Origin of the sequence: Candidatus Stygibacter australis (genome assembly GCA_030765845.1) — a bacterium.
Classification (GTDB): Bacteria; Cloacimonadota; Cloacimonadia; order Cloacimonadales; family TCS61; genus Stygibacter; species Stygibacter australis.
Window position 1 is genome coordinate 1 of sequence record JAVCDJ010000246.1, and the last position, 25763, is coordinate 25763.

Consider the following 25763-nt stretch of genomic DNA (forward strand, 5'->3'; position numbering starts at 1 on the left):
GGACAACAGATGTGACCGGTTCTATCACTTTACCAGAAGGGGTAGAGATGGTAATGCCGGGTGATAATGTAAATATATCAGGAGAATTAATAACTCCAATCGCCATGGAAAAGGGCTTGCGTTTTGCTATCAGAGAAGGTGGCAGGACAATAGGCGCCGGCGTTGTAGCAGATATACAGGAATAAGGAAATTTAGATGCGAGAAATAGTCATTTTAGCCTGTGAAGAATGCAAGCAAAGGAATTATTCTACCATGAAAAATCGTAGAATCCATCCTGAACGGGTAGTCTTCAAGAAGTATTGCCCCTTTTGCAGGAAGCATACTTCACATAAACAGACACGATAAATAAACTCGATGCAGGTTAGTAGCTCAATTGGTAGAGCACCGGTCTCCAAAACCGGGGGTTGCGGGTTCAAGTCCTGCCTGACCTGCCAGTTTTTATAGTATAGTAAGGAAGCAGATATGTTTAAGAAAATATTTAAATTTTTTAAAAGTGTGAAACAAGAGCTTGGGTATGTGACCTGGCCAACGAAAGCAGACCTTAAAGAGGGGACATCTGCGGTAGTGGCAATGTCAATATTTGTGGCAATATTTTTGTCCTTGACCGATGCCCTATTTGGCTTTTTAATACGGACATTATTGTTCAAAGGTTAAAATGACATGAAGAAGTGGTATGTAGTTCACACAATGGCCTCGCATGAATTCAAGATACGAGATGCCATCGAGCGCACAGTGAGAGGTACCCATTTATCAGATTTTGTGGGGCAGATCTTGATCCCCACTCAAAATACCTTTCATATCCGAGATGGCAAGCGAATACCCAGAGAGAAGAAGTTATTTAACAGTTACCTGATATTGGAGCTGGAACTAACTCCAGAAGTATATAATTTTATACTTGGTCTTCCGGGAGTAACGTATTTTTTGGGTTCAGGCAAAAAACCACAGCCACTTTCTGAGAAAGAAGTTAATAAGCTGCTGGGTTATGCTGATCGTGATAGTAGTGAAGATGATACCTACAGTTTTCTGCCTGGTGATATTGTAAGGATCACCGACGGACCTTTCAACGAGTTTGAAGGTGTAGTGGAAAAGGCAAATAAAGAGACGGGCAAATTAGTAATAAAAGTGACAGTATTTGGTCGGGTAACACCAGTCGAGGTGAAATTTGACCAGGTAGAAGTTATGTAGAGAGATAAAGGGAATAAGACATGGCAAAACCAAAAGATGTAGAACACGTAATCAAGTTGCAGTTACCGGCAGGTAAAGCAACGCCAGCTCCTCCGGTAGGACCGGCATTGGGACAGGCAGGGATCAATATAGGTGAATTTTGTAAGGTATTTAATGATAAGACAAAAGATGCACCAGGTATGATATTCCCAGTAGTAATAATGGTGAAGAAGAATAAGAGTTACACATTTGAAATAAAGACTCCTCCGGCAGCAGTGTTAATCAAGAAAGAAGCAGGATTAGCCAAAGGTTCAGGAGAGCCCAATCGGGAAAAGGTTGGGACCATCAAGCGTGAGCAGGTTCGTAAGATAGCAGAGATCAAGATGAAAGACTTGAATGCATTTACGATCGAGGCTGCGATGCGGATGATCGAAGGTACTGCAAGAAACATGGGTGTATTAGTCGAAGATTAGTAACCGTGTGAAAAGCAGGAGAAAATAAAAGGAGACTATATGGCTAGCAAGAGGTATCGCGAATCCCATGCGATGGTTGACAAGACCAGGCGTTATGTTCTCGATGAAGCAGTCGAATTATTGCAGAAATTTCCCAAGGCAAAATTCGATGAGACCGTTGAGATTCATTTCAACCTGGGGGTTGACCCACGTAAGGCAGATCAGCAAATCCGTAATTCGCTAGTCCTTCCCCACGGAACTGGAAAGAAAGTTACCGTTTTAGTTTTCGCAGAAGGTGAAAAAGCTGAAGAAGCTAAGGCAGCCGGAGCTGATTTTGTTGGCGTAGATGAATACGTTGAGAAGATCCAGGGTGGCTGGCTTGATTTTGATGTTGCAATAGCAACACCCAATTTGATGGGTAAGATCGGGCGTCTTGGTAGAGTATTGGGACCACGCGGAATGATGCCGAATCCCAAAGTAGGCACAGTAACCATGGATGTGACTAAAGCAGTAAACGATTCCAAAGGTGGAAAAGTAACCTACAGAATTGATAAGTTCGCAAATCTTCATATCATGGCAGGCAGATTAAGTTTTGAGCCAGAGAAATTGAAAGAAAATCTTTTAACCCTCATAGCAGCGATTCTTCGCGAAAGACCTGCTGCAGTTAAAGGAGTTTTTATCAAGTCTATTGCTCTGACTTCTACCATGAGTCCCGGAATCAAATTAGATGTACCAAGTGTATCGCTTGAGGCAAAGAAGTAGGAGAGTGGAATGCATCAACCTTATAAAGTAGCAGCAGTAAAGCAACTGAAAGAACGGATTGAAGGTGCAAAAGCCATTGTCCTTGTGGATTACAAAGGTATCGACATTGAGGAAGTAAATGAGCTTCGTGGCAGATTGCGCCGCAGTGATGTTGATTATTTTGTATCCAAAAATACTTTCATAAAACAAGCTTTGCACGAATTGGACATCCAGGAACTGGATGAATATTTGAAGGGACCTACAGCAATAGCTGTATCATTGACAGATGAAGTATCTCCGGCAAGGGAGATAGCGAAATTTAAGAAAGAAGTAATGAAGGACAAAAAATTCCCTTCATTTAAAGTAGGTTATGTTGGCAACTCCGTAATAGGAGTGGAAGGACTTTCAAAATTTGCAAGTTTGCCAAGTAAAGAACAGTTGATAAGCATGGTGTTACAGGGACTGAATGCGCCGATCGCAGGATTGGTAGGAGCATTATCAGGAGTAACGAGAAAATTTGTATATGCGATTGACGCTATCGCTAAGAAAAAAGCAGCAGAAGAATAAATCGGAGGAAACATGGCTGATAAGAAAGAACAGGTAATGGAAATAATCAAGGAAATGACAGTCCTTGAGCTTCATGAACTGGTAAAAGAACTGGAAGAATTCTTTGGCGTGAGCGCTGCAGCACCCGTAGCAGCAGCAGCGGGTCCAGCGGCAGTAGCAGAAGCAGCCGAAGAAAAGACAGAATTTGACGTAATCTTAACAAGTGCCGGAGCTAAAAAGATTCAGGCGATCAAGGTTGTACGTCAGATCACAAAACTTGGATTAAAAGAAGCTAAGGATTTAGTTGACAATTGTCCAAAGCCCTTAGTAGAAGGTGTAAGTAAAGAAGAAGCTGAAAAGATGAAAGCACAGGTAGAAGAATCAGGTGCATCTGTCGAAATTAAATAATCGATATAAAAATTCAGGAAGTGAATTCGTACAAGGGTTCACTTCCTCTTTCTTTATTTAGAACCAATCTGAGAGCGAGAAGGTTAACAGCCTTTTTAATTTAAGAAGGAGTAAGAACTCTTGAAATTCAAAAGTTATTCTCGAATAAAAAAGAAAGCCGAAGAAGCGGGATTACCTTCCGTACGTGTACCTAACCTGTTATCTATGCAGATAGATTCCTTTGAGGATTTTCTGCAGAGGGATGTTCATCCCCAAAAGCGGATTGAATTCGGATTGGAATCTGTATTTCAGTCAGTATTTCCGCTGGAAGATCCGAAAGGTCTTTATAAACTTGAATATCTGGATTATGAGGTACTGAAAGAGAAGTATTCCGTGGAAGAGTGTGTTGAGCGGAATTTATCATTCCAGGCGCCGGTTAAGGCGCGGATGCGATTGACCAAATATGATGAAGAAGTGCTGAAAGATACCGGAGAAAAGCAAGAAAAGGAACAGATAGAGCAAGACGTGTTCCTCGGAGAGATACCCTTGATAACCACTAAGGGTACTTTTGTCATAAATGGTGCTGAGCGGATCATCATCAGTCAGCTACATCGCAGCCCCGGAATATTCTTTTCAGAGACTAAGCACCCGAGTGGCAAGTCGTTATTTTCCGCCAAATTAATACCCTATACCGGTTCATGGTTAGAGTTCACAATGGATATTCATAATGCGATGTATGTATTGATAGATAAACGTCGCAAGCTACCAGTAACAGTATTATTGAGATCTTTGGGATATTCCACTAATCAGGATCTGCGTGAACATTTCTATGAAAGCGAAGAATTGAAATTGAGTGAAGCTGAGGGTAGGCACTTATTTGAAGATATTAAAGATAAGGATGGAGATTTATTACTGCCGGGAGGTAGTGAATTAGATTCAGAAGCATCAGAAAGCCTGCGAGTGAATAAGATTAAAAAGGTTAAGATAATATCTATTAATTCTGAAGTAACCAGAAAAATTCTGGAGCAGACTATAGCAAAGGATACAACTGAAAGCAAAAATGAAGCTTTAGTAAAAATATACAGTTTAATACGTCCGGGGGATGAACCAACCCCAGAATCAGCAGAAGACCTGTTTGAACGGATGTTTTTTAATGAAAAGCGTTATAATTTAGGCAAAGTAGGCAGATATAAACTAAATAGTCGTCTTGAACTGGAAATTGACCCAGGAAAGCATATAGTAACTCGTGAAGATATGGTGGCTATAGTATCTAAGTTGATAGCCATTTTTGACGAGCGTGACAGAATAGATGATATTGATCATCTGGCAAATCGTCGAGTAAGAACTGTAGGTGAATTATTAGGTGAGCAATATAATATTGGTCTTGCTCGTGTAGCACGTACAGCCTTGGAGAGAATGAATATCGCTAATCCTGATGAGATAACTATACATGACTTGATAAACAGTAATGCTCTGATCGCTGTAGTTCAGAGTTTTTTCCTGACGGGACAGCTTTCTCAATTTATGGAACAAACCAATCCCTTAACAGCCTTAACTCACAAGCGTCGTTTATCGGCATTAGGTCCTGGTGGATTGACCCGTGAGCGTGCTGGTTTTGAAGTTCGTGATGTGCATTATTCGCATTACGGAAGAGTGTGTCCTATAGAGACTCCTGAAGGTCCAAATATTGGTTTATTATCATCACCAGCGATGTATTCAAAGATCAACAGCCTGGGATTTCTGGAAACCCCTTATGTGAAAGTGGTTGACAGTAAAATTACTGATCAGGTAGATTACCTTGATCCTCAGATGGAAGATAAATACACTATTGCTCAGGCAAATATAAATTATAATCCCAAGACCCTGGAAATTACAGATAAACTGGTATTTGCCAGAAAGAACGGTGAATATGTACAGGAACCACCAGAGAACGTAGATTATATGGATGTGTGTTCACAGCAGATCGTATCTGTGTCAGCATCATTGATCCCCTTCCTGGAGCATGATGATGCGAATCGTGCCTTGATGGGTTCAAACATGCAGCGTCAGGCAGTTCCACTTGTAGTTCCAGAAGTTCCTTTAGTCGGAACCGGGATGGAGAGAGTGGTTGCTGAGGATAGCGGAGTAGTTGCTCTGGCACCATTTGATGGCAAAGTTACGCGGGTAACAAGCTCATATGTGGAGATAGAACGAGATAATCCAGACGAAAGCATAATGGATCTGGAAAGTCATAACCGGATATATTTACGAAAATTTCAGAGATCAAATCAGGATACAACAATAAATCAAAGACCCACTGTTAATATCGGTGATCATGTAAAGAAAGGTGATATCCTGTCTGATGGACCGGCAATAGCCAGTGGCAGACTTGCTCTTGGCAGAAACATGCTGGTTGCCTTTATGCCCTGGTATGGATATAATTATGAGGATGCTATCATTTTGAGTGAGAATGTAGCTCGGGAAGATATGCTGACCTCAATTTATATCGAAGAGCATGAAGTTCTGGTTCGTGATACAAAGAATGGCAAAGAAGAACTTGCATATGATATTCCGAATGTGCCTAATAAGAGTCTTCGTAACCTTGATAAGACTGGAATTATCCGGATTGGATCAGTAGTAAAATCCGGTGATATAATTGTAGGAAAGATCACACCTAAGAATACTGATATAGATCCTTCACCAGAGGAGAATCTGATGCGTGCCCTGTTTGGAGATAGAGCAGGTGATTTCAGCAATAGTTCTTTGAAAGCAAAACCTGGTATGGAAGGTGTGGTAATTGATGTGAAAGTGTTCTCTAAGAAAGAAGACAGGATGGATGATTTTCTTGATGATCCGGAACGTAATAAGAATAATGCTGAGCAGATCAAACTGGAAAGAGAAGATCGTGAAAACCGCATAGATAATTATCTTTCTCAACATCTGGGAGATGCATTAGTTGGCGAGATTGCCAAGAACATCGTTAATATCAAAACAGGTATCTTCATGATACCATCAGGTAAAAAGATAGACCGTAAAGATCTTGAAAAGGTTAATTTTAAGAAATTGAATCTTGATTATGATCTGATTGAAAACACGGTAAAAAATGACAAGATATATCAGGAATTGATCTTACGGATAAAGAAAGCGCGGGAAGAAAGCGAAAATATCTATAAAAAACAGCAGGACAGGATCAAGCGTGGTGATGAATTACCACACGGTGTTCGCAAGATGGTGAAAGTATTTATCGCCAAAAAGCGTAAAATCCAGGTTGGTGATAAAATGGCCGGACGTCATGGTAATAAGGGTGTGATCAGTAGAATCAGTCCGATTGCTGATATGCCGTTTATGAGAGACGGAAAGCCGGTAGATGTGATCCTTAATCCCCTGGGTGTACCTTCACGTATGAATATTGGTCAGATCATGGAAACTCACCTTGGAATGGCAGCTTTATCCTTGGGATTTCATGTAGAAACTCCTGTCTTTGATGGAGCTACTATAGAAGACATTCGCTCTGAATTAACCAAGGCTGAACTGGCAACAGATGGCAAAATGGTTTTATATGATGGTAAAACCGGTGAGCCTTTTAAAGAACGCGTAACTGTAGGCATAATGTATATGCTGAAATTGAATCATCTGGTGGCAGATAAGATGCATGCCCGATCAACAGGACCTTATTCATTAATAACTCAACAGCCTTTAGGTGGAAAAGCGCAGCATGGTGGACAGAGATTGGGAGAGATGGAAGTGTGGGCACTGGAAGCTTATGGAGCTTCAAGATTGCTGGAAGAGATGCTCACAATTAAATCAGATGATGTAGATGGAAGAACAAATGCCTTCAAGGCAATTTCAAGTGGTCAGAATCCTCCCAAACCGGGGGTTCCTGAGTCATTTAATGTGCTGGTAAGCGAATTGAAATCTCTCTGTTTTGATATTGATTTCATTGTAGAGAAACACGAAGATGTCAATCCATAGAGAGAATGGAGGAGATTAGGTGATACGTGAAATAAAGCGAGTCAAGCGTATTGAGAATTATGATAAAGTACGGATAAAATTAGCTTCTCCAGATGCGATCAGAGAATGGTCTCATGGAGAGGTGACTAAACCCGATACCTTAAATTACCGCACCTTTAAGCCGGAAAAGGGAGGTCTTTTCTGTGAAAGGATCTTTGGACCGGAAAAGGATTATGAATGCAGTTGCGGTAAATATAAAAAGAAGAAATTTGCCAATCAGGTTTGTGACCGTTGTGGAGTGGAAATAACTACTTCACGCGTAAGACGTTCACGAATGGGGCATATAGAACTTGCTGTACCAATAGCTCATATCTGGTTTGTTAAAAGTATGCCCAGCATAATTGGCACACTGCTTGATCTTTCCATCTCAAAGCTGGAACGGATCATCTATTATGAATCATATATAGTAATAGATGCTGGTAATCAGGATGAATATGAGAAAAAGACCCTGATAGACGTAGAAGAATATTATGAAATTCGTGATCGGATGGATGAAGATTTTATAGCCATGATGGGTGCTGAAGCAATAAAGATATTGCTTGATGAATTGAATTTGGAAGAAGAGGCGATGGATTTGCGAACGCGGATCAAAATGGAAACCTCCAATCAGAAGAAGCAGAAACTCACCAAGCGACTGAAAGTAGTAGATGCTTTCCGTAAATCAGATAATAATCCTGCCTGGATGGTGATAGAAGTATTACCAGTTCTTCCTCCAACATTGCGTCCATTGGTTCAGCTTGATGGGGGTCGTTTTGCAACAGCAGATTTTAACGAGCTTTACCGTCGGGTGATTACCAGAAATAATCGTTTGCACGGACTTCTGGATATTAATGCTCCAGAAGTGATCCTGCGTAATGAAAAGCGCATGCTGCAGGAAGCAGTTGATGCATTGATTGATAATTCGCGAAAAAGCAGACCTTATAAGGGTCGTGGTAATAGACCTTTGAAATCACTTGCTGATCAGTTAAAAGGTAAAACCGGAAGATTCCGTCAAAACCTTTTAGGAAAGCGGGTTGATTATTCTGGAAGATCGGTTATCACTGTAGGACCTGAGCTGAAACTTCATCAGTGTGGATTACCAAAAGAAATGGCAATTGAACTTTTCAAGCCATTTATTATAGAAAGACTGGAAACTTTGGGAGAAGCTGAAAAAGCTAAATCTGCCAAAAAACTGATTGAAAAGCAAAGACCTGAAATCTGGAAGATACTGGAAGAAGTAATTCAGGATTATCCTGTGCTTTTAAACCGTGCTCCTACACTTCATAAACATGGAATTCAGGCATTTATGCCAGTATTGATAGAAGAAAAGGCGATTCAATTGCATCCCTTGGCATGTATTCCCTTTAATGCGGATTTTGATGGTGACCAGATGGCTGTGCACGTACCATTATCGCATGAAGCAAGGATGGAAGCACGCGTATTAATGCTTGCCAGCCGTAACCTGATCCTGCCAGCGAGTGGAAAACTTGCTATGGCTACTAATCAAGATATTGTGTTAGGTAATTATTATCTGACCCTGCTGCGCAGTAAAGATATACCGGCTGAAAAGGATATGAGGCACTTCAGCTCAATTGATGAATTGCTGCTTGCATTTGAGCAGCATGAACTTTTAACTGAGCAGAAAGGTGATTTTGCACCCTCGAGTTCGTGGAAAAAAGGCGAACTTTCGCTGCATACATGGGTACGTTGTATCTATAAGAATGAATTGATCACATCTACAGTAGGAAGATTTATCTTCAACACAGTAGTTCCAGAAGAATTACCCTTTATCAATTACACAATGACCAAGAGTAAGTTAAATGATCTGGCAATGGATTGCTTCAATTCTGTGGGACAGAAACAAACAGTTAATTTTATGGATGATATCAAAGATTTAGGCTACAAATATGCTACAAAAGCAGGTATTACTTTTAGTTTTGCTGATGTGATCTCTCCCAAGAAAAAGGGCAAGATCATAGCCAAGACAGAAAAAGAAGTAGCTGCTATCTATGATGATTATATGAATGGTATTATTACTGATACAGAGCGACTAAGCCGTATTATTGATAAATGGAAGATGACCACGGAGCTAGTGACCAATGAATTGATGAAGGAACTGGCAGTGGATCAGGATGGATTTAATTCCATCTATCTGATGTATGATTCCGGAGCTCGTGGTGGAAAAGATCAGATCAAGCAGTTGGGAGCCATGAGAGGATTGATGGATAAACCATCCAAGGGTGGAGTTGATGCGGGACCTGATGTAATTGAAACCCCAATCAAATCATGCTTTAAGGAAGGTTTGACCGTATTGGAATATTTCCTTTCAACTCATGGAGCTCGTAAGGGTCTTGCTGATACAGCAATGAAAACCGCTGATGCTGGTTATCTAACCAGAAGACTTGTGGACGTGGCACAAAATGCAGTGATCACCAGTGAAGATTGTGGAACTATTGTAGGTCTTGATGTTACAGCTCTTAAAGAACGTCTGGAAGTAGTGGAACACCTTTCTGAACGTATTAAAGGTAGAACAGCTCTTGATGATGTAATTGATCCTGTGACAGAAGAAATTATTGTTTATGCAAATACTGAGATCACTAATGATCAGGCTTTACTGATCCAGAATCATGGTATCAACAGTGTGAGGGTACGTTCAGTGCTTACCTGCGAAAACGAACGCGGTATCTGTGCAAGATGTTATGGCAGAAATCTGGCAACTCACAAACCGGTTACTATTGGTGAACCTGTAGGTGTGATTGCTGCTCAAAGTATTGGAGAACCAGGAACTCAGCTAACATTGCGTACTTTCCATATTGGTGGAACTACCAGTACTGAGGTAGAAAAAGCTGAGGTAGTGGCAAACAGTGATGGTTTTGTAAAATTTGAAAGACTTGATACAGTAATTAACCGGGAAGGAAAACAGGTTTCCACTAATAATCTTGGAAAGTTGCGAATTATCGCAAAACCAATATTAGCTCCATTTGGTGGCAAAGTGGAATTGCATGAATTCCATAAAGATGAGAATTATGTAGAAATAGAAACTGTCAGCGATAAGGGTAATATTTATAGAACCCTTGAGCATGAGAACAGACCATATCTTAAAATATCTGGCAAAGCAGGTGATAAGTGGCTTAAATTACCCCCTAATTATGACATTAGTGCTTCTATACTGGATGGATCAGTTCGTAAAAGCCAGACACTTGCCAAACCGCAGGTAGAAGTCATGGAAACATTTAATGTAATCTATGCTGCTACGATATATGTAAATAATGATGATCAGGTAGCCCGTGGAACTAAGTTGTTTGAATGGGATTCCTATAATGATCCATTGATCGCTACTGATAAGGGTAAGGTCAAATTTGAACATTATCAGCGTGATATTACCTATAAGGAAGAATTCAATGATATTACTGGTCAGCGTGAACGGACAATTATTGAAAGCAAGGATCGCAAACTCCAGGCTCAGATCAAGATAATCCGTGATGATGGCAGTGAATCTCTTGTAGTTCTTACAAGTGGCTTGAAGCTGGAAGATAATCTGGATGATGGTGTTTATGTATATCCTGGAGATATTTTGGGAAAATCTTCCAGAATGACTTCTTCTCATAGTGATATCACTGGTGGTTTACCCCGTGTTCAGGACTTGTTTGAGGCAAGAGTGCCAAAGAATAAGGCTATTGTATCAGAAATCAACGGTGTGGTAACTATTGGAGATCTCAGTAAATCTGGCAGGATCATATATGTGAAAGCAGAAGATGGCAGTGAAAAGAAATATGTCATACCACCTGGCAAACGATTGAATGTGCATCAGGGAAATCAGGTAGTGAGTGGAGATCCGCTTTGCAGTGGACCGCTTGACCCACATGACATTCTTAAGGCTAAGGGTGTGAAAGCTGCCCAGAAACTTATTCTGGATGAAATCCAGGAAGTTTACCGGAAACAGGGTGTGAAGATAGATGATAAGCATATTGGAGTGATCATCAGGCAGATGTTCCGCAAGCTTAAGGTCATCAATCCAAGACACACAATGTTCCTGGAAGGTGAAATAGTAGATAGAAATCGGGTAATGAAGGAAAATTCAAGGATTGAAGCAGAAGGTGGCGAAGGAGCCACACATGAGCAATTGTTACTTGGTATAACCAAGGCTTCCCTATTGACTGATAGCTGGCTTTCAGCAGCGTCATTCCAGGAGACTACAAAAGTTCTCACTCAAGCTGCCATTGAAGGCAAGGTTGATAACCTGGAAGGATTGAAGGAATCAATAATTATCGGTCACAGGATCCCGGTAGGTACGGGAACAAAAGCATACAGTGATGTTGTACAAGGTGCTGTAAATGAAGGGAAAACAATAGAAGAAATCGTCAGACAATTCGCACATAGCGAAACTGATGAAGACCTTGATGAACTACTCGATTTTTAAATAAAGAAAACGGAGGAATATGTGCCTACAATTAATCAATTAGTCCGCAAAGGGCGTAAGCGCATTATTAAGAAGAAGAAGAACAGAGCTTTGTTGGGATGTCCGCAAAGACGTGGTGTTTGCACCAGGGTATATACTACTACCCCGAAAAAACCAAACTCTGCTCTTAGAAAGGTTGCCAGGGTGAGATTAACCAATGGCTTTGAAATTACTGCCTATATCCCGGGTGAGGGACATAACCTGCAGGAACACTCTATTGTTCTTGTACGTGGTGGTCGTGTAAAAGATTTACCCGGTGTCCGTTATCACATTGTCCGCGGTGCACTTGATACCGCTGGAGTAGAAAATCGTACTAGTAGTCGTTCCAAGTATGGAACCAAGAGACCGAAGAAGTAGGGGGATGCATGTCAAGAAGACGTAAAATAATGGAAAGACAGATTTTTCCAGATCCGAAATATCATTCATTAGTACTCAGTAAGTTTATAAATGTAATGATGTTACGCGGTAAGAAAAGTCTGGCAGAAACTATTGCATATGATGCTCTAGATATCATTGGTGAGAAGACAGGCAAAGACCCTCTGGAAGTTTTCCTTCAATCACTAGAAAACGTGAGACCTTTGATCAAAGTGGTTTCCAGACGTGTTGGTGGATCTAATTATCAGATCCCAACCGAAGTGACCGCTAAAAATGCTCAGGCTTTGGCTTTTCGCTGGATAATCGGTTTTGCTCGTAAACGCAGTGAAAAAACTATGACAGAGAAGCTGGCTAACGAATTGCTGGCAGCTTATAAGAAAGAAGGTTCAAGCATTAAAAAACGTGAAGATACTCATAAAATGGCAGAAGCAAATAAAGCTTTTGCACATTTTAGATTCTAATTTTCACTGAAAGATAAAGCGAAAGTTATCCCTTTGGGGGTTACTTTCGCTTTTTGTTTAAAAATCAAAAAATTGAGGGTTTACGAATGAATGAGCAATTGAGCGCTCTTAGAAATATTGGCATTATGGCGCATATTGATGCTGGCAAAACTACTACTACTGAGCGGATGCTGTTCTATAGCGGAATTATTCATCGCATGGGTGAAGTGCATGACGGAAATGCAGTTATGGATTGGATGATCCAGGAGAAAGAACGTGGTATCACTATCACTTCTGCTGTTACTTCCATATTCTGGAACGAAAAACGCATAAATATCATTGATACTCCCGGGCATGTAGATTTCACTGCTGAGGTTGAAAGATCACTCCGCGTCCTTGATGGAGCTATAGGCGTTTTCTGTGCTGTGGGTGGAGTGGAGCCACAAAGTGAAACCGTGTGGCATCAGGCAGATCGCTACAACGTACCCCGTCTGGCATTCATCAATAAGATGGATAGATCAGGAGCTGATTTTGAAAACGTGATTGATATGATCCAACAGCGCTTGACTAAAAATGCCTTGCCCATACATCTTCCAGTCGGTTGCGAAGATAAATTCTCAGGAATTATTGATCTTATTCAAATGAAAATGCTTACCTGGGAGAAGGAAACTCTCGGTTTAAAATACTCCAGTCAGGAAATTCCTTCTGATCTTGCTGAGGCTGCTGCCCAGGCGCGTCATAATCTTTTGGAGCATATTGCAGAATATGATGATGAAATTATGATGAATTACCTGGAAAATGGTGATCTCACAGTGAAAGAGGTATTTAGTGCTATACGGTCTGGTGTACTTTACCATCAATTTGTCCCAGTGCTGTGCGGTTCTGCCCTCAAAAATATCGGGATACAGATTTTACTTGATGCAGTAATTGATTTTCTACCCTCACCATTAGATGTTCCTCCAGCTGAAGCGCATGACAGTAAAGATCAGGAAGTTCATCTTAAACCTGACTCTTCAGAACCATTTATTGCCCTGGTTTTTAAAGTGCAGATCGACAAATATCTGGGGAAACTGATCTATACCCGGGTTTATTCAGGAACCATCAAAAAAGGGCAAACCATAGTCAATCAAACTACTGGTAAAAAAGTGAGAATATTGCGTCTGCTGCAAATGCACTCAAATAAAAAGAAAGATGTTGATGAATTGCAGGCTGGTGATCTTGGAGCTATTGTAGGTGCTCGAGAGCTAAAAACGGGTGATACTATTACTGCAATCGGAAAAAATCTGCTGATGGAAGATATCATATTTCCTGATTCAGTGATCGCTATTGCCATTGAACCTCGGACTAAAGCTGACCAGGAAAATCTCTCTGATGCTCTTTTCAAACTGGAAGAAGAAGACCCTACTTTTCATGTTACTCAAAATAAAGATACAGGACAAACTCTGCTCACTGGAATGGGTGAATTGCATCTGGAGATCATTGTTGATCGCTTAAGGCGTGAATTTAATGTAAATGCTAATGTTGGTTCTCCACAAGTTTCATATAAAGAGACCATTGCTGAGCCAGTGCTTGCCCATGGTGAATTTATTCGTGAGATGAATGGAAAGGGGCATTATGCGATAGTAAATCTGCGATTATCACCGGTTGATCCTGCAAAACTGCCTCCAATGCAAAAGAATATCTTCGAAAATCATGTAACTGATTCCATCATTCCTTCAATTTACTGGCAGGCAATCAAAGAGAGCTCCCTTAATGCTCTTCTGGATGGACCGCTTCTTAGCGCTCCGATGGAACGGATCAAGATTGAACTTCTTGGTGGCAGATCCCATGAAGTAGATTCCAGTGAAACTGCTTTTAATATTGCCTCTTCTATGGCGGTTAATTTTGGCTTACGGTCAGCAGTTTCAATTATTATGGAACCCATAATGCTCGTTTCTGTGATAACTCCCGAAGTTTCTACTGGTGATATAATCGGTGATATTAATTCCAAGCGTGGTAAGATTGAAAATATCATTGCCATGAAGAATGAGAAACAGGAAATTGTTGCTGAGATACCAATGAGCGAATTATTCAGTTATTCAACTCGTCTGAGGAGTCTCTCACAGGGAAGGGCAATTTATACTATGGAATTCTCAAAATACGAGAAAGTACCTGCCCAGGTTCAAGAGAAGATCCTGAAAAAGATGAGAGGATACTAAAAGTATTTTCCAGATTGTCATCTCATAAAATGAATATTTCCTTAACTGCTTCACACATCTTCCAGTTATTTTCTGAAATCAGTAAAATATTATCTAAGTATTCAATTAATTCCCCAGAAGCTGAAGCGGAACTTATTATCAATCATTTCTTTAATATTTCACGCTCACAGATCTATCTGAAGCCTGATCTTCCGGTTTCACCTGAAATACTCACTGAGATATCAAACCTGCTTGCTAAACGTTGTCAGCATGATCCCCTGCAATATCTGCTGGGTGAAGTGGAGTTTTATAATTCAATTCTAAAAGTTACTCCTGATGTTCTGATCCCACGTCCAGAAACTGAATTACTGGTTGATATCATTCTTCAGGAAAATCCCGATAAAGGTATTAGGATGTGTGATTTAGGTACAGGAAGCGGAGCTATTGCCATTGCCTTGAAAAAAGCCAGACCAGACTGGCAGGTCACTGCTACTGATATTTCTCCGGTTGCTCTTAAGCTTGCCCGGCAAAATGCTCAAAACAATCATTGTCAGATTGATTTTCTGCTCTCGGATATATTTTCTGATATTGATACTAAATTTGACCTGATCGTTAGTAATCCACCCTATATCTCAGAATCTGATTATCTTCTTCTGGAGTCTGAAATATTCTATGAACCCAAAACGGCTCTTATTGCTTCAGAGGATGGTTTATATTTTTATCATAAAATTATTCAGTCCGCATCAAAATATATGCATCTACCGGCGACTCTTTATCTGGAGATCGGAGCTGAGCAAAGCAGCCGGATCACAAAACTGGCAGTTCAAGCTGGTGCCTCAAAAATTATCACTAAACAGGATTACAATAATTTCGACCGCATAATGATCATCAAATTCTCTTAGTCCGATACTTGATCTGAATTACTAATACTAAAATCCATATTAACAATAACTTAAGCTATATAGATGCCTTAGAACAGTTCGCAGGTGGAACAACAAAGCACATACCCACATTTTAATGTCACTACGTGCTATGTTGTTCCTCCAGAGGAACAACTTAATGGCTAAATATATATTCTTGCGTGAATTATAAAGATTAAATGCCCTTCAAGTCTTATAGTTTTTATAGGTTAAAGAAACTATAAGGGGAAAAAATAATATTGACAATAAATGAAGCTGATTCATTAAGTTGATTGAGAAAGAATCAGGTAGAAACAAATTAAGGAGAAATTATGAAGAAAAAAATTGGTGTGTTTATTTTTTTAATTTTAGTATCATTTTTATGCTCATCAATGGGTCAGCTTGCTGAATTGCAGAGCAAGTATGAGGATGGGATTGATCTGCTGTTAACTCGATTGGATTATGGAACCAGTCGGGCATTTTTACCACCAAATCTGGCATTGGCTATATCTGTAAACGAGGTATTTCCTCTACAGGAAGATGTGTATTTGTGGGATATGGATTTGGAAGAGTGGGGTATGTCATATCAATTCGTATTCACTTATACTGATGAATATGTATCTCAGATGGTAATGAATATCAGTTATCAGGGTATGGAATATCAGATCATCACAGATTTTATCTGGGCAGGAGGCTATTTGACAGAGACGGATGTCTCAATCTTTTTGATGGAAGTGACAACTCCATCCACGCATGAATATTATTATTATACTGAAGATGGTCTATTTGACAGTTATCTTCAGCAAGGTTGGGAAGCCGAGAATGGGATTTGGATTGATCTGGAGCAGATCAATACTACAATAGTGGATGGAAAGATCACAGTAATAGCAACTGATGAGTATGATGATGATGTGATGGCATGGGTCCCGGATGAAAGGCGCACATATACCTGGGAAGAAGATCTCATCACCAGCCAGATGCAGGAATATTTTGATGGTTATAACTGGTATTATGAAGATATGAATTACATGATTTACCATGATAGTGGACAAATGAATTATGTTCTCTATCAGAGATGGCAGGATGGGGGCTGGGTAGATGATTACAAGTACACTTATACCTATGAGGACAATTTGAATACCTATACTCTTAATGAAGTGTGGGAAGAAGGAGTCTGGGTAAATGATCATGAAACATATTCCACTTATGATGATCAAGACCGTCTTGTGATGGGTCATGAGAATGAGTTTTATGAGGGAGGATGGATAAATCAGCAGGAGACCTATATTTACTATACTTTGGATAATGATCCAGATGAGATAGAGCCAGCGTCGATAAATATGATGGCATATCCAAATCCATTTAATCCCACAACTACTTTGAGTTGGCAGGTTAATGGCGCAATATTACCCGATCATTTAGCTATCTATGATATTCGGGGCAGGAAGATTGATGAAATACAGGTATTTACCGGATCTGATGGCAGAGGCAGCGTAAGCTGGAATGGCAATGGAGCAGCATCTGGATTATATTTCTTCAAGCTTTCTGGTTATGAAACTTGCAGCAAGGGTTTATTATTGAAATAGAAGATCTGTAATGTAATCTATACCTCGGGGGAGGGGAGTGAAACTTGTTCAAGAATTTCTTAGTTACTGTGATACGCAATTACCGGCGACATTACGGTTACGTGCTGATCAATATATTTGGTCTGTCGATCAGTATAGTAGTATTCACGCTGATCATGTCTTATGTTCAATATGAATATGGAGCAGATAAATTTCACCTTAATTATAAGGACATTTATCGGGTAGATTTAAACGACAAATATGGAGTGTCTCCTATCACCTTGAAGCAGGAGGTCGATGACAGGTTTCCGGAAATAGTTTCTACGCGCTACTTTCCCCGCTGGGCGACAGTGATTTATGAAAAGAAAAAACTGGAATCAAAAATACTGTTTGCCGATGCTGAGTTTTTTGAGTTATTTGATTATGAAGCGGTTCAGGGTGATTTTATTAGCGTGATGAACGAACCTGCGAGTGCAATTGTCACCGAAAGCTGGGCGAAGAAGATGTTCGGAGACGAACCTGCGATCGGTAAAACAATCAGTTATAACCGGGAAATTGACCTGGAGATCAAGGCAATCATGAAAGACCCGGAATTTCGGTCGCAGCTACTTGTTAGAGAAATAATTGCACCTTTGCACAGCTTAGAGGGCATAGTAGATTTTGAAGATAAATGGTTTTCCAACTTTGTAACCTATTTGCTTATTCCGGCTGAGCAATCAGGGATGAAGGAGCAGATAGAGAATTTCTTTGTTGAGCGGCATAATGAGGTGGGTGAATATTATCCCACTTTCTTTTTGATGAACTTTTCAGGACTATATTTCGACAAGAGTAAATTTGATTATTGCTATCATGGCAACCATGGCACGGTAATGATTTTTTTACTGGCTGCAATATTTATTATCCTGATCGCCTGCTGCAATTACATAAATCTGGCTACGGCACAGGCAGGATTGAGAGCACGAGAAATGGGAATTCGCAAGGTGAATGGCTCCTCGCGGGAGTTGCTCATCTGGCAGATGTTAGGTGAGAGTGTATTGCTCTGTATTATTGCATTTATCGTGTCAGTAGTGATCATCTGGTTAATTTATCCCCTATTTAGTGATTTCTTTAGGATACACAGTCCTTTTTTCACTGTGGAGAGAGTGCTACTGCTACTGGGTTTTGCAATTGCTCTGGGTTTGGCAGCAGGGCTTTATCCAGCATTTTATCAAACCAGCTATCAACCGGTAGATGTGATCAAGGGTGAATTGAGGAGCGGGAAGAAAGGAGTGATCTTTCGTAAAATTCTGATAATTATCCAGTTCACTATTTCAATAGCAATGATCAGTTGCACTTTTATGGTTTTTGAACAGCTGGATTATTTTTTGGAGCAAGACCTGGGTTTTGATAAGGAACAGGTTGTCACTTTTCGCCAGACTACAGAGATCATGGATAATCGAGATGCTTTCAAACAGGAGCTTCTTAAATCTGCCCATATCGAGAAGGCAAGCTACTTATATCTGGCTTTAGGCAGGATCATCATCTCAAGCTGGTTTATGGAGGGGGGAGATACCGAGGAGGATAAGAGACATTTTAAGATGATCAAAACAGATCCAGAATTCCTGGAAGTGTATGGCATAGAATTGAAATCAGGACGCAATTTTAATGCTGAAATTGAGTCAGACCATGAAAAAATACTGGTGAATGAGACATTTGTGAAGGAATTTATAACTGGAGACCCGTTGCAGTTTACGATTTGGGACGATACACAGGTGATAGGAGTAGTAGAGGATTTTGCTTTTCGTCCTCTGCAGCATGGGATCGAACCGGTTGCTTTGTTCTTGAGTCCCGATGAAACCTTTGCCGTGTCGTTGCGGATTGCTCCGGTAAATGCCAAAGAAGCAATGGAATACGTGGAGAGTGTATTTCATAAGTATTCACCGGAGGTGGATTTTGAATATGAATTTCAGGATGAAGTGTTTGCCGAATTTTATGAGCAGGAAATCAGGTTTGGTAAGATGTTTGGCTATTTTGCGGGTTTGGCTGTAGTGATAGCCTGCCTGGGAATGTTTGGACTGGCTTCATTTTTGACAATGAGCCGGACAAAAGAGATTGGAGTTCGTAAAGTGTTGGGTGCAGGTACTGGCAGTATTATTCTGCTGCTAAACCGTGAGTATACTAAAATGGTTCTACTGGCAGGTTTGCTGGCAGTCCCTATTGCCTGGCTGGTGATGACTAACTGGTTGAATAATTTTGCTTACAGGATAGAGCTAAAGGCTTTTAATTTTGTGATAGCAGCTTTGGGGGCATTAGTGATAGCCTGGCTTACAGTGGGCTGGCAAACCTGGAAAGCTGCCCGGACAAATCCAATTGAATCATTGAAATATGAATAAAAAAAGTGTGGATAACATAAAACTATCCACTCTTATATATCAATATCGAATATTACCAGGGGGAAAGCACTGAGAGAGTGGCTGAGATACGGTAACGGTTATAATGATCTTCTTCTGTGTATAAAAAATGCTCTAATTCCTGGGATAAGAAAGCATATTCTCCTGCAAGATCAAGATTGATATTCTTGCTAAGTAACAGACTGAAACCAGCAGTGATACCAGTGAGCGGATTAGGGGAAACATCGTAGGAATAACCGCCAACTAAACCATATTGGAGATTATAATAAGGTAAACTGGTATAAAAATATCCTAATCGAATCGGAGTTTTCCTGCCAAGTTCCAAACCGGCATGAAGAGAAATACCTTCTTCTGAATCTTCCCACAAGTTGTTATTTTCTCTCTGATAATGGGATAGATGACAAGTCTGGTATTCCAGGAAGAGATGAGTTGCTTTCCGCAGACTAAATTTGGCAGAAAGGGCAAATTGATCAGGTATTTGATAACTGGTTCGATTCTCTACAATCCAGCTATCATTGTCATCAAGGTCAGTCTCGTATCTATAGATCAATTCAAAGCCTGGTCTGTAAGTGAGTCCGAAAGTTAATTTATCACTTATCTTATAAATCAAACCACAATTATAGAAATTACCGTTGTAAGAATTGTCCAAAGTACCGTCTGGATCCCAAAAGTATTCTGCGGGACGAAATTCCCATTTGTAGTAACCACTACTTAGTATGCCAATATTTGCCGAAAGTCCTGCCCTGAGATTATCTGTCAGTTTTACTCCAAAACCAATGGAAAGAGTATTGAAACCACCATGATAGCTGGCAGTTAGATCTGATGAGCCATAATCACTGTACCCATCATCATCATACTCTTGCCATTTTAGTGTGTAACTCCTGTCATAGTAGGTTCTGTAGCCAATCGCCAGAGTACCTTTCAGTCCACTATGCATCATACTTAAGGGTATTGCAAAAGAAAAATGATTGAATTTGGTGTTAATCACATAAGTTGTTTCCTCGGATGTGTTTTCCTCATCGTCGAAACTATAATCATTCTTGCGACTTCCCCAGTTCCACCTCATACCAAGTTGAAAGGCTTTTGCATCTACAAAACTTAATCCAGCAGGATTAGTGAACAGAGCATTACTGCTGGTGCAGGTGAGTACGGTAGCTCTACCCAGGGCAGCAGCTTTAGCATCAGCTACTTCCGGCTGAAAAGTGAAAAACATATCAGCATTCAGAAGTGTGAAGCTGAGAGCAATAACCAACAGTATCGTGATTTTGCTAAACATTTTACATCCTATAAAATTTATCACTTAGTTAATAACATTTTCTGTTTGAAGGTCTTTCCGGCAATATTTGCCTTGCAGAGATAAACTCCGCTGGGAAGAGCTTCAGTTGACCAGACAATTTGATGTTTCCCTGCTGGATAGGTTTTATTTACCAGATTCTGCACGAGCTGTCCTTTGATGTTATAAATAGATATTTTTACCGGAGAATCTTCCTGACTTACAGCAAAATTGATCGTGGTGGAAGGATTAAAGGGATTAGGATAATTGCCCGTCAAAGCTGTCACAAGAGGAATATCATTTCCATTAACCGGATCGATAAATAAACAGGTGAAATCAGTTTCTGCTAAGATTGATTCATTATTAGATGTATAATGCGCTGAAACTCCTGCTGTATATTCTTCACCATAGCTCCATCCTTCCACTGTATCAAATTCAAAGAACATTTGCGTTGTCTGATCAATAAGAGTGCCATCAAGATAAACAATATAATAGTCCACGCTGCGAGTGAGTGTTTCAGGAATTTCTTGTTCTGATGCCATGGCAAGATTACCGGCATTTATGGCATTATTTATGCTCTTATATTCTAAATTGTCCTCCGGTTCAGGAACAGACCACGTAAATAATCCTGTTTCATTATTTACGGCAGGATCAGCAGGAGCACAGATTGATTCTTCTAATTCCACATTCAAAGTTGTGGCAACATAAATGCTTACATCTGATTGTTCATAAGTTACGTGTCCGTATAGTTCAATTGTCAGATCATAAGTTCCGCGGAATACTTCACTCCAGTATACCATTCCACCTGTAACTGTTCCGGTATAAATATGCTGAGGATTTCCATCCTGATTAATAAGTTCCACATAGGCTCCGTCTGTTGGGTCACCGGAATTTGCAGTTACGGTAATAGAAACGGTTACATCCGCGATAAAAGCAAGTGAGTTAGAAAAAGCAGGTTCAGACAGAATACCATTAGTATAAAGAGATCTCACACAATACATATAAATACCGGCACTGTTGATCTGAGACCAGGTTTCGTCTTCCATAGTTGTATCGACATAAGCCTCAGCTATTATTTCCCAGTTTTCAAAGTTTTCCATATCATTTTCTAATCCACGATAAATATTATAGCCTATCCACATTCTATCTTCGCTAACCGGAGCATCAGATGCTTTACCAAGTGCATGCTTCATATCGCCAAACAAAGATATCTCATCTCTATCATCGTCTGGTTCTCCGATTTTTACATCATCGATAGCCCAACCGTAATACTCATTTTCTAAGGCGTCACTCACAAAGTGCCATTTGAATATTGCATCAGCACGTTCATAATCTGAAAGATCAAATACAGCCATCACCCAGCCGCTTGGCCCACCAGTATATCCCGGTCCACCTACATAATTACCAGGATATCCACCTTCCGGTGTGATTAGTTCCCAGCTATTACCCCCATCAATTGATATCTTTACATTTCCACCATCATAGCTATTCTCACTATCCATATAATGATAAAATGTCAATTGGGTTTCTTCTGTCTGGATTGTCACTTCAGGACTTATCAACTGCAAGTCTGTGTTGTTTTCATAATTAGAATTAATTGCTGTCACCCAGGCATTCACACCTGAATGAGCACCCATTGCTTCATCTTCACCCCAGCTCCAGCCTGCCGGATCATTAGAGATAAACTCTCCGTCATATTGTTCAAAGTTCCAACTGCTGCCTGTTGGTGAATGCCAGACTATATAAGCATTTCCTGCATGTGATTCTTCTACTATCACATTGCAGGGAGGGTTTGTAAACTCACCGATGATGATATCTATCTCCATATCTCCATCGATATCAATATTATCTTCATAAGTCATAAAGTTATCTAATTCTATCACTATATCATAATTATTCACCCAGACATCATTGATTATGCAGAGTCCATTCTCGTCAGCAATTCCTTCATAATTCTGATAATTTCCATAAGGATCAGGAGCAGTTGATTCCAGATACACAAGTGCACCTTCCGGGCTGTCTCCTATATTAGTGGTCATATTTATTGTAACTTCAGCATACATATTATTTGCCATCCAGTTACTAAATGCTGCATCTGCAAGCACTCCATTTGAGTATTCTGCTTTTACTGCATAACAATATACTCCTGGGCTGGTTACCGATGCCCAGCTTTCATCTGTATAGCTGGTATCAATGATATTCTCAACAATCAGATCCCAGTTGTCAACGTTTGCTTCGTCACCTAATAATCCCCGATAAATACTATATCCTTCGAAATCTCTTGTTTCTCTCTGCTGGCTGTTTCTTGCCAAAGGATTGATTCTTGTAAGATTTTCTCCGATGCGTACATCATCGATAGCCCAACCTAAAGAATTTTGATATTCGTCACTAACAAAGTGCCATTTGAACATTGCATCATAACCTACATAATATGTAAGATCAAATACAGCCAACACCCAGCCGGTTGGCGTCCAATTTGGTCCACCAGTATATCCCGGTCCACCTACATAATTATTAGGGTATCCACCTTGCGGTGTGATTAGTGACCAGCTATAACCACCATCAATCGTAATCTTTACATTTCCACCATCATAGTTATACTCACTATCCATATAATGATAAAATGTCAATTGGGTTTCATCAGTCTGGATTGTCACTTCAGGACTTATCAACTGAAAGTCTATTTCGTCTTCATAATTAGTATTAATTGCTGTCACCCAGGCATTATCACCTGAATGAGCACCTATTGTTGCATCTTCACCCCAGCTCCATCCTGTCGGATCATTAGAGATAAACTCTCCGTCATCATCTTCAAAGTCCCAAATCATTTCCATACATGTTGATGGAGAATGCCAATTGATTTGGGCAAATTGATTATCATCTTCTTCCACGAATACATCATAAGCGGGGAAGGCAAGCTCTGATATCATTACCTCCACAGTCATATCCTGGTCAACTTCTAAATTTCCTTCGTAGCCTGCATATCCATCCAGTTCTGCGGTCAGCTCATAATCACCATAATATACTCCGCTTAAAATTGTTGTTCCCATATCATCTGCAATTCCTGAATATTCATAATATTCACCACCTGGATTTGGTTCTATTGCTCTCAATTCCACGTAAGCTCCCGCCGGAATACCTCCATCATTCGTGCTTAGATTTACCGTTACATTTGCTACGGAATTTGCTTCCAGCCAATTACTGAATGAAGGGGCTGAAAGTATTGAACTACTGTATTCTGCTCGTACACAATATTTATAAATATCAGGATCTATGATTTGACTCCAGGTTATGTCTTCATAAGTGGTATCAGCAATCCCTTCTGCGATTACATCCCAATCCTCAAAGTTTTCTTCATCACCGTTAAGTCCGCGATATATAGAATAACTTTCTAAATCTCTTGGGGTATTTGAGGACATCTGTATTGCTCTTTCGGCAGGAGTTCCCACAAATACGTCATCAATCATAACTCCCAAAAATGTTGTTGAACTGTTAGAACCAAAATGGAACCTGAGCCTTACATCGTTTCCATCATAAGCACTTAAATCAAATGTTGCCATTGACCAAACCTGATCATTACCGGCAAAACATTCTTCCCCGTCAAGTCCACTTGCTGAGCTATTATATCCTTCCAGAGGATATAGCAATTGCCACCAGGATGAACTAGTGTATTGTATCTCTACATTAAAACCATCAAAATAAGGTGCACTGTCACACCAATACCAGAATGTAAGCTGTACTTCATCAGACTCAATATGAATGTCCGGCGTAATCAACTGATAATCCGCATCGTTTATATAATTGTCATTGAGATCAGTTCCCCACACTTTTGTTCCACTATGTGCACCGGCTGTGGCGTCCGTTCCCCATTCCCAACCTGCGGTTGAAACAAAGTCACCGTCATGATTTTCAAAATCCCAATACACATAACTGGTTACAATGGGATTATGCCATATCAGGTCAGCATCACCGCTTGTATTGATAGATGCCTGAACATCAATTGGATAAGATGTAAATTCATTTACCATTACATCAAAGCTCTCAATATTTTCATCTATTTCTACTATTTCACCCCAGATTTCATAATTTAATAAATTCACTTCCATAAAATAGGTTGATTTCCAGACATGATCAATTGTACATATTCCGTCATTATCGGCTATTGCATAATATTCAGGGAAATTTCCATCGGGATCAGGCATTGTTCCATACATAACAACTTCAGCTCCTGCCGGTAAATCTCCATCATTAGTAGTGACATTCACGGTAACATCACTATACATTTGCTTACCAAGCCAGTTAGATATTTCCGGTTCTGAAAGCAAACCATTTGTATATTCTGCTTTCACTGCATAACGCCATAATCCGTTATCTACTTCTGCCCAGGTCAGATCTGTATAAGTCGTCTCTGTAATCCCGGTGGCAACTTCTACCCAGTTAGTTTCATCATCTTCTTCGCCATAAGCTAATCTATAAATACTATATCCATCCAGGCTTCTTGATAAATTGCGGGGAGATAATGCTATTGGCACAAGATTTTCATGAGTCTGAGTAAGACTTTCCCTCCCGGCTAAGTAAAGGGCTACATCATCAATAAACCAGCCGGTCTCTTCTGTGGCAGCGTCAGAACCAAAGTGAAATTTAAACATTACATCTTCATCAGCATAAGCTGCCAGTTCAAATATTGCAGTCTCCCAATAATATGAATTTCCTGCATAGCAGGGTTCTTCGGGTATGCCGGCACAAGATGAATGTGCTTCGTCAGGATATCCACCAATCGGGTTTATCAATTCCCAGGTCATCCCACCATCAACCGAAATCTTTACGTTACCACCATCCCAGCCTGCTTCAATATCATAATAATGGCTGAATGTCAAAACTATATCATTTCCATATATATGAAATTCCGGTGTTACCAACTGATAA

At 40.2% G+C, this 25763-nt stretch carries 18 protein-coding genes and 1 tRNA gene; 17 read left to right on the plus strand and 2 right to left on the minus strand.

The annotated features are described in order from the left end of the window. The 17 genes from tuf to RAO94_12575 form a co-directional block, all read left to right on the plus strand. A partial coding sequence (gene tuf, locus RAO94_12495) for an elongation factor Tu (protein MDP8323159.1) occupies positions 1 to 185 on the plus strand: 185 nt, incomplete at its 5' end. 10 nt (positions 186 to 195) lie between these two features. After that, positions 196 to 345 carry a 50S ribosomal protein L33 gene (gene rpmG / locus RAO94_12500; GenBank protein ID MDP8323160.1) on the plus strand — a complete coding sequence of 50 codons (150 nt, stop codon included), beginning with the start codon at positions 196 to 198 and terminating at the stop codon, positions 343 to 345. A gap of 13 nt (positions 346 to 358) precedes the next feature. Continuing rightward, positions 359 to 434 (plus strand) — tRNA-Trp (locus RAO94_12505). 28 nt (positions 435 to 462) lie between these two features. Further along, complete coding sequence (secE, locus tag RAO94_12510) at positions 463 to 654, plus strand: preprotein translocase subunit SecE (GenBank protein MDP8323161.1); 192 nt, start codon at positions 463 to 465, stop codon at positions 652 to 654. 6 nt (positions 655 to 660) lie between these two features. Then, on the plus strand, positions 661 to 1185 hold the full coding sequence (gene nusG, locus RAO94_12515) for a transcription termination/antitermination protein NusG (protein MDP8323162.1): 525 nt from the start codon (positions 661 to 663) through the stop codon (positions 1183 to 1185). A 20-nt stretch (positions 1186 to 1205) separates the two neighbouring features. After that, positions 1206 to 1637, plus strand: coding sequence for a 50S ribosomal protein L11 (rplK, locus tag RAO94_12520; GenBank protein ID MDP8323163.1), 432 nt, complete (start codon positions 1206 to 1208; stop codon positions 1635 to 1637). 39 nt (positions 1638 to 1676) lie between these two features. After that, on the plus strand, positions 1677 to 2378 hold the full coding sequence (rplA, locus tag RAO94_12525; GenBank protein ID MDP8323164.1) for a 50S ribosomal protein L1: 702 nt from the start codon (positions 1677 to 1679) through the stop codon (positions 2376 to 2378). Positions 2379 to 2387: 9 nt separating this feature from the next. Continuing rightward, on the plus strand, positions 2388 to 2924 hold the full coding sequence (gene rplJ, locus RAO94_12530; GenBank protein ID MDP8323165.1) for a 50S ribosomal protein L10: 537 nt from the start codon (positions 2388 to 2390) through the stop codon (positions 2922 to 2924). A gap of 12 nt (positions 2925 to 2936) precedes the next feature. After that, positions 2937 to 3311 carry a 50S ribosomal protein L7/L12 gene (gene rplL / locus RAO94_12535; protein MDP8323166.1) on the plus strand — a complete coding sequence of 125 codons (375 nt, stop codon included), beginning with the start codon at positions 2937 to 2939 and terminating at the stop codon, positions 3309 to 3311. Between the two features lie 120 nt (positions 3312 to 3431). Beyond that, entirely contained in the window at positions 3432 to 7241 is a 3810-nt protein-coding gene (rpoB, locus tag RAO94_12540) for a DNA-directed RNA polymerase subunit beta (GenBank protein ID MDP8323167.1), read from the plus strand. Between the two features lie 19 nt (positions 7242 to 7260). Beyond that, the gene (rpoC, locus tag RAO94_12545; GenBank protein ID MDP8323168.1) at positions 7261 to 11679 is read left to right on the plus strand and encodes a DNA-directed RNA polymerase subunit beta'; all 4419 of its coding nucleotides are present in this window, start codon (positions 7261 to 7263) and stop codon (positions 11677 to 11679) included. A 21-nt stretch (positions 11680 to 11700) separates the two neighbouring features. Continuing rightward, complete coding sequence (gene rpsL, locus RAO94_12550; protein ID MDP8323169.1) at positions 11701 to 12075, plus strand: 30S ribosomal protein S12; 375 nt, start codon at positions 11701 to 11703, stop codon at positions 12073 to 12075. Between the two features lie 8 nt (positions 12076 to 12083). Then, the gene (rpsG, locus tag RAO94_12555) at positions 12084 to 12554 is read left to right on the plus strand and encodes a 30S ribosomal protein S7 (protein ID MDP8323170.1); all 471 of its coding nucleotides are present in this window, start codon (positions 12084 to 12086) and stop codon (positions 12552 to 12554) included. Positions 12555 to 12640: 86 nt separating this feature from the next. Next, a complete protein-coding gene (gene fusA / locus RAO94_12560) occupies positions 12641 to 14731 on the plus strand; it encodes an elongation factor G (GenBank protein MDP8323171.1) in 2091 nt (696 codons plus the stop codon). A gap of 29 nt (positions 14732 to 14760) precedes the next feature. Next, the gene (prmC, locus tag RAO94_12565) at positions 14761 to 15612 is read left to right on the plus strand and encodes a peptide chain release factor N(5)-glutamine methyltransferase (protein MDP8323172.1); all 852 of its coding nucleotides are present in this window, start codon (positions 14761 to 14763) and stop codon (positions 15610 to 15612) included. Positions 15613 to 15941: 329 nt separating this feature from the next. After that, the gene (locus RAO94_12570) at positions 15942 to 17195 is read left to right on the plus strand and encodes a T9SS type A sorting domain-containing protein (protein MDP8323173.1); all 1254 of its coding nucleotides are present in this window, start codon (positions 15942 to 15944) and stop codon (positions 17193 to 17195) included. Positions 17196 to 17239: 44 nt separating this feature from the next. Further along, positions 17240 to 19546 carry an ABC transporter permease gene (locus RAO94_12575; GenBank protein ID MDP8323174.1) on the plus strand — a complete coding sequence of 769 codons (2307 nt, stop codon included), beginning with the start codon at positions 17240 to 17242 and terminating at the stop codon, positions 19544 to 19546. Between the two features lie 52 nt (positions 19547 to 19598). On the opposite strand, the gene RAO94_12580 is transcribed toward RAO94_12575, so the two are convergent. Together RAO94_12580 and RAO94_12585 are read right to left on the minus strand one after the other, a co-directional pair. Then, positions 19599 to 20840, minus strand: a complete 1242-nt coding sequence (locus tag RAO94_12580; GenBank protein MDP8323175.1) for a hypothetical protein — start codon at positions 20838 to 20840, stop codon at positions 19599 to 19601. 20 nt (positions 20841 to 20860) lie between these two features. Further along, the coding region (locus tag RAO94_12585; protein MDP8323176.1) for an immune inhibitor A at positions 20861 to 25763 on the minus strand (4903 nt) is incomplete at its 5' end.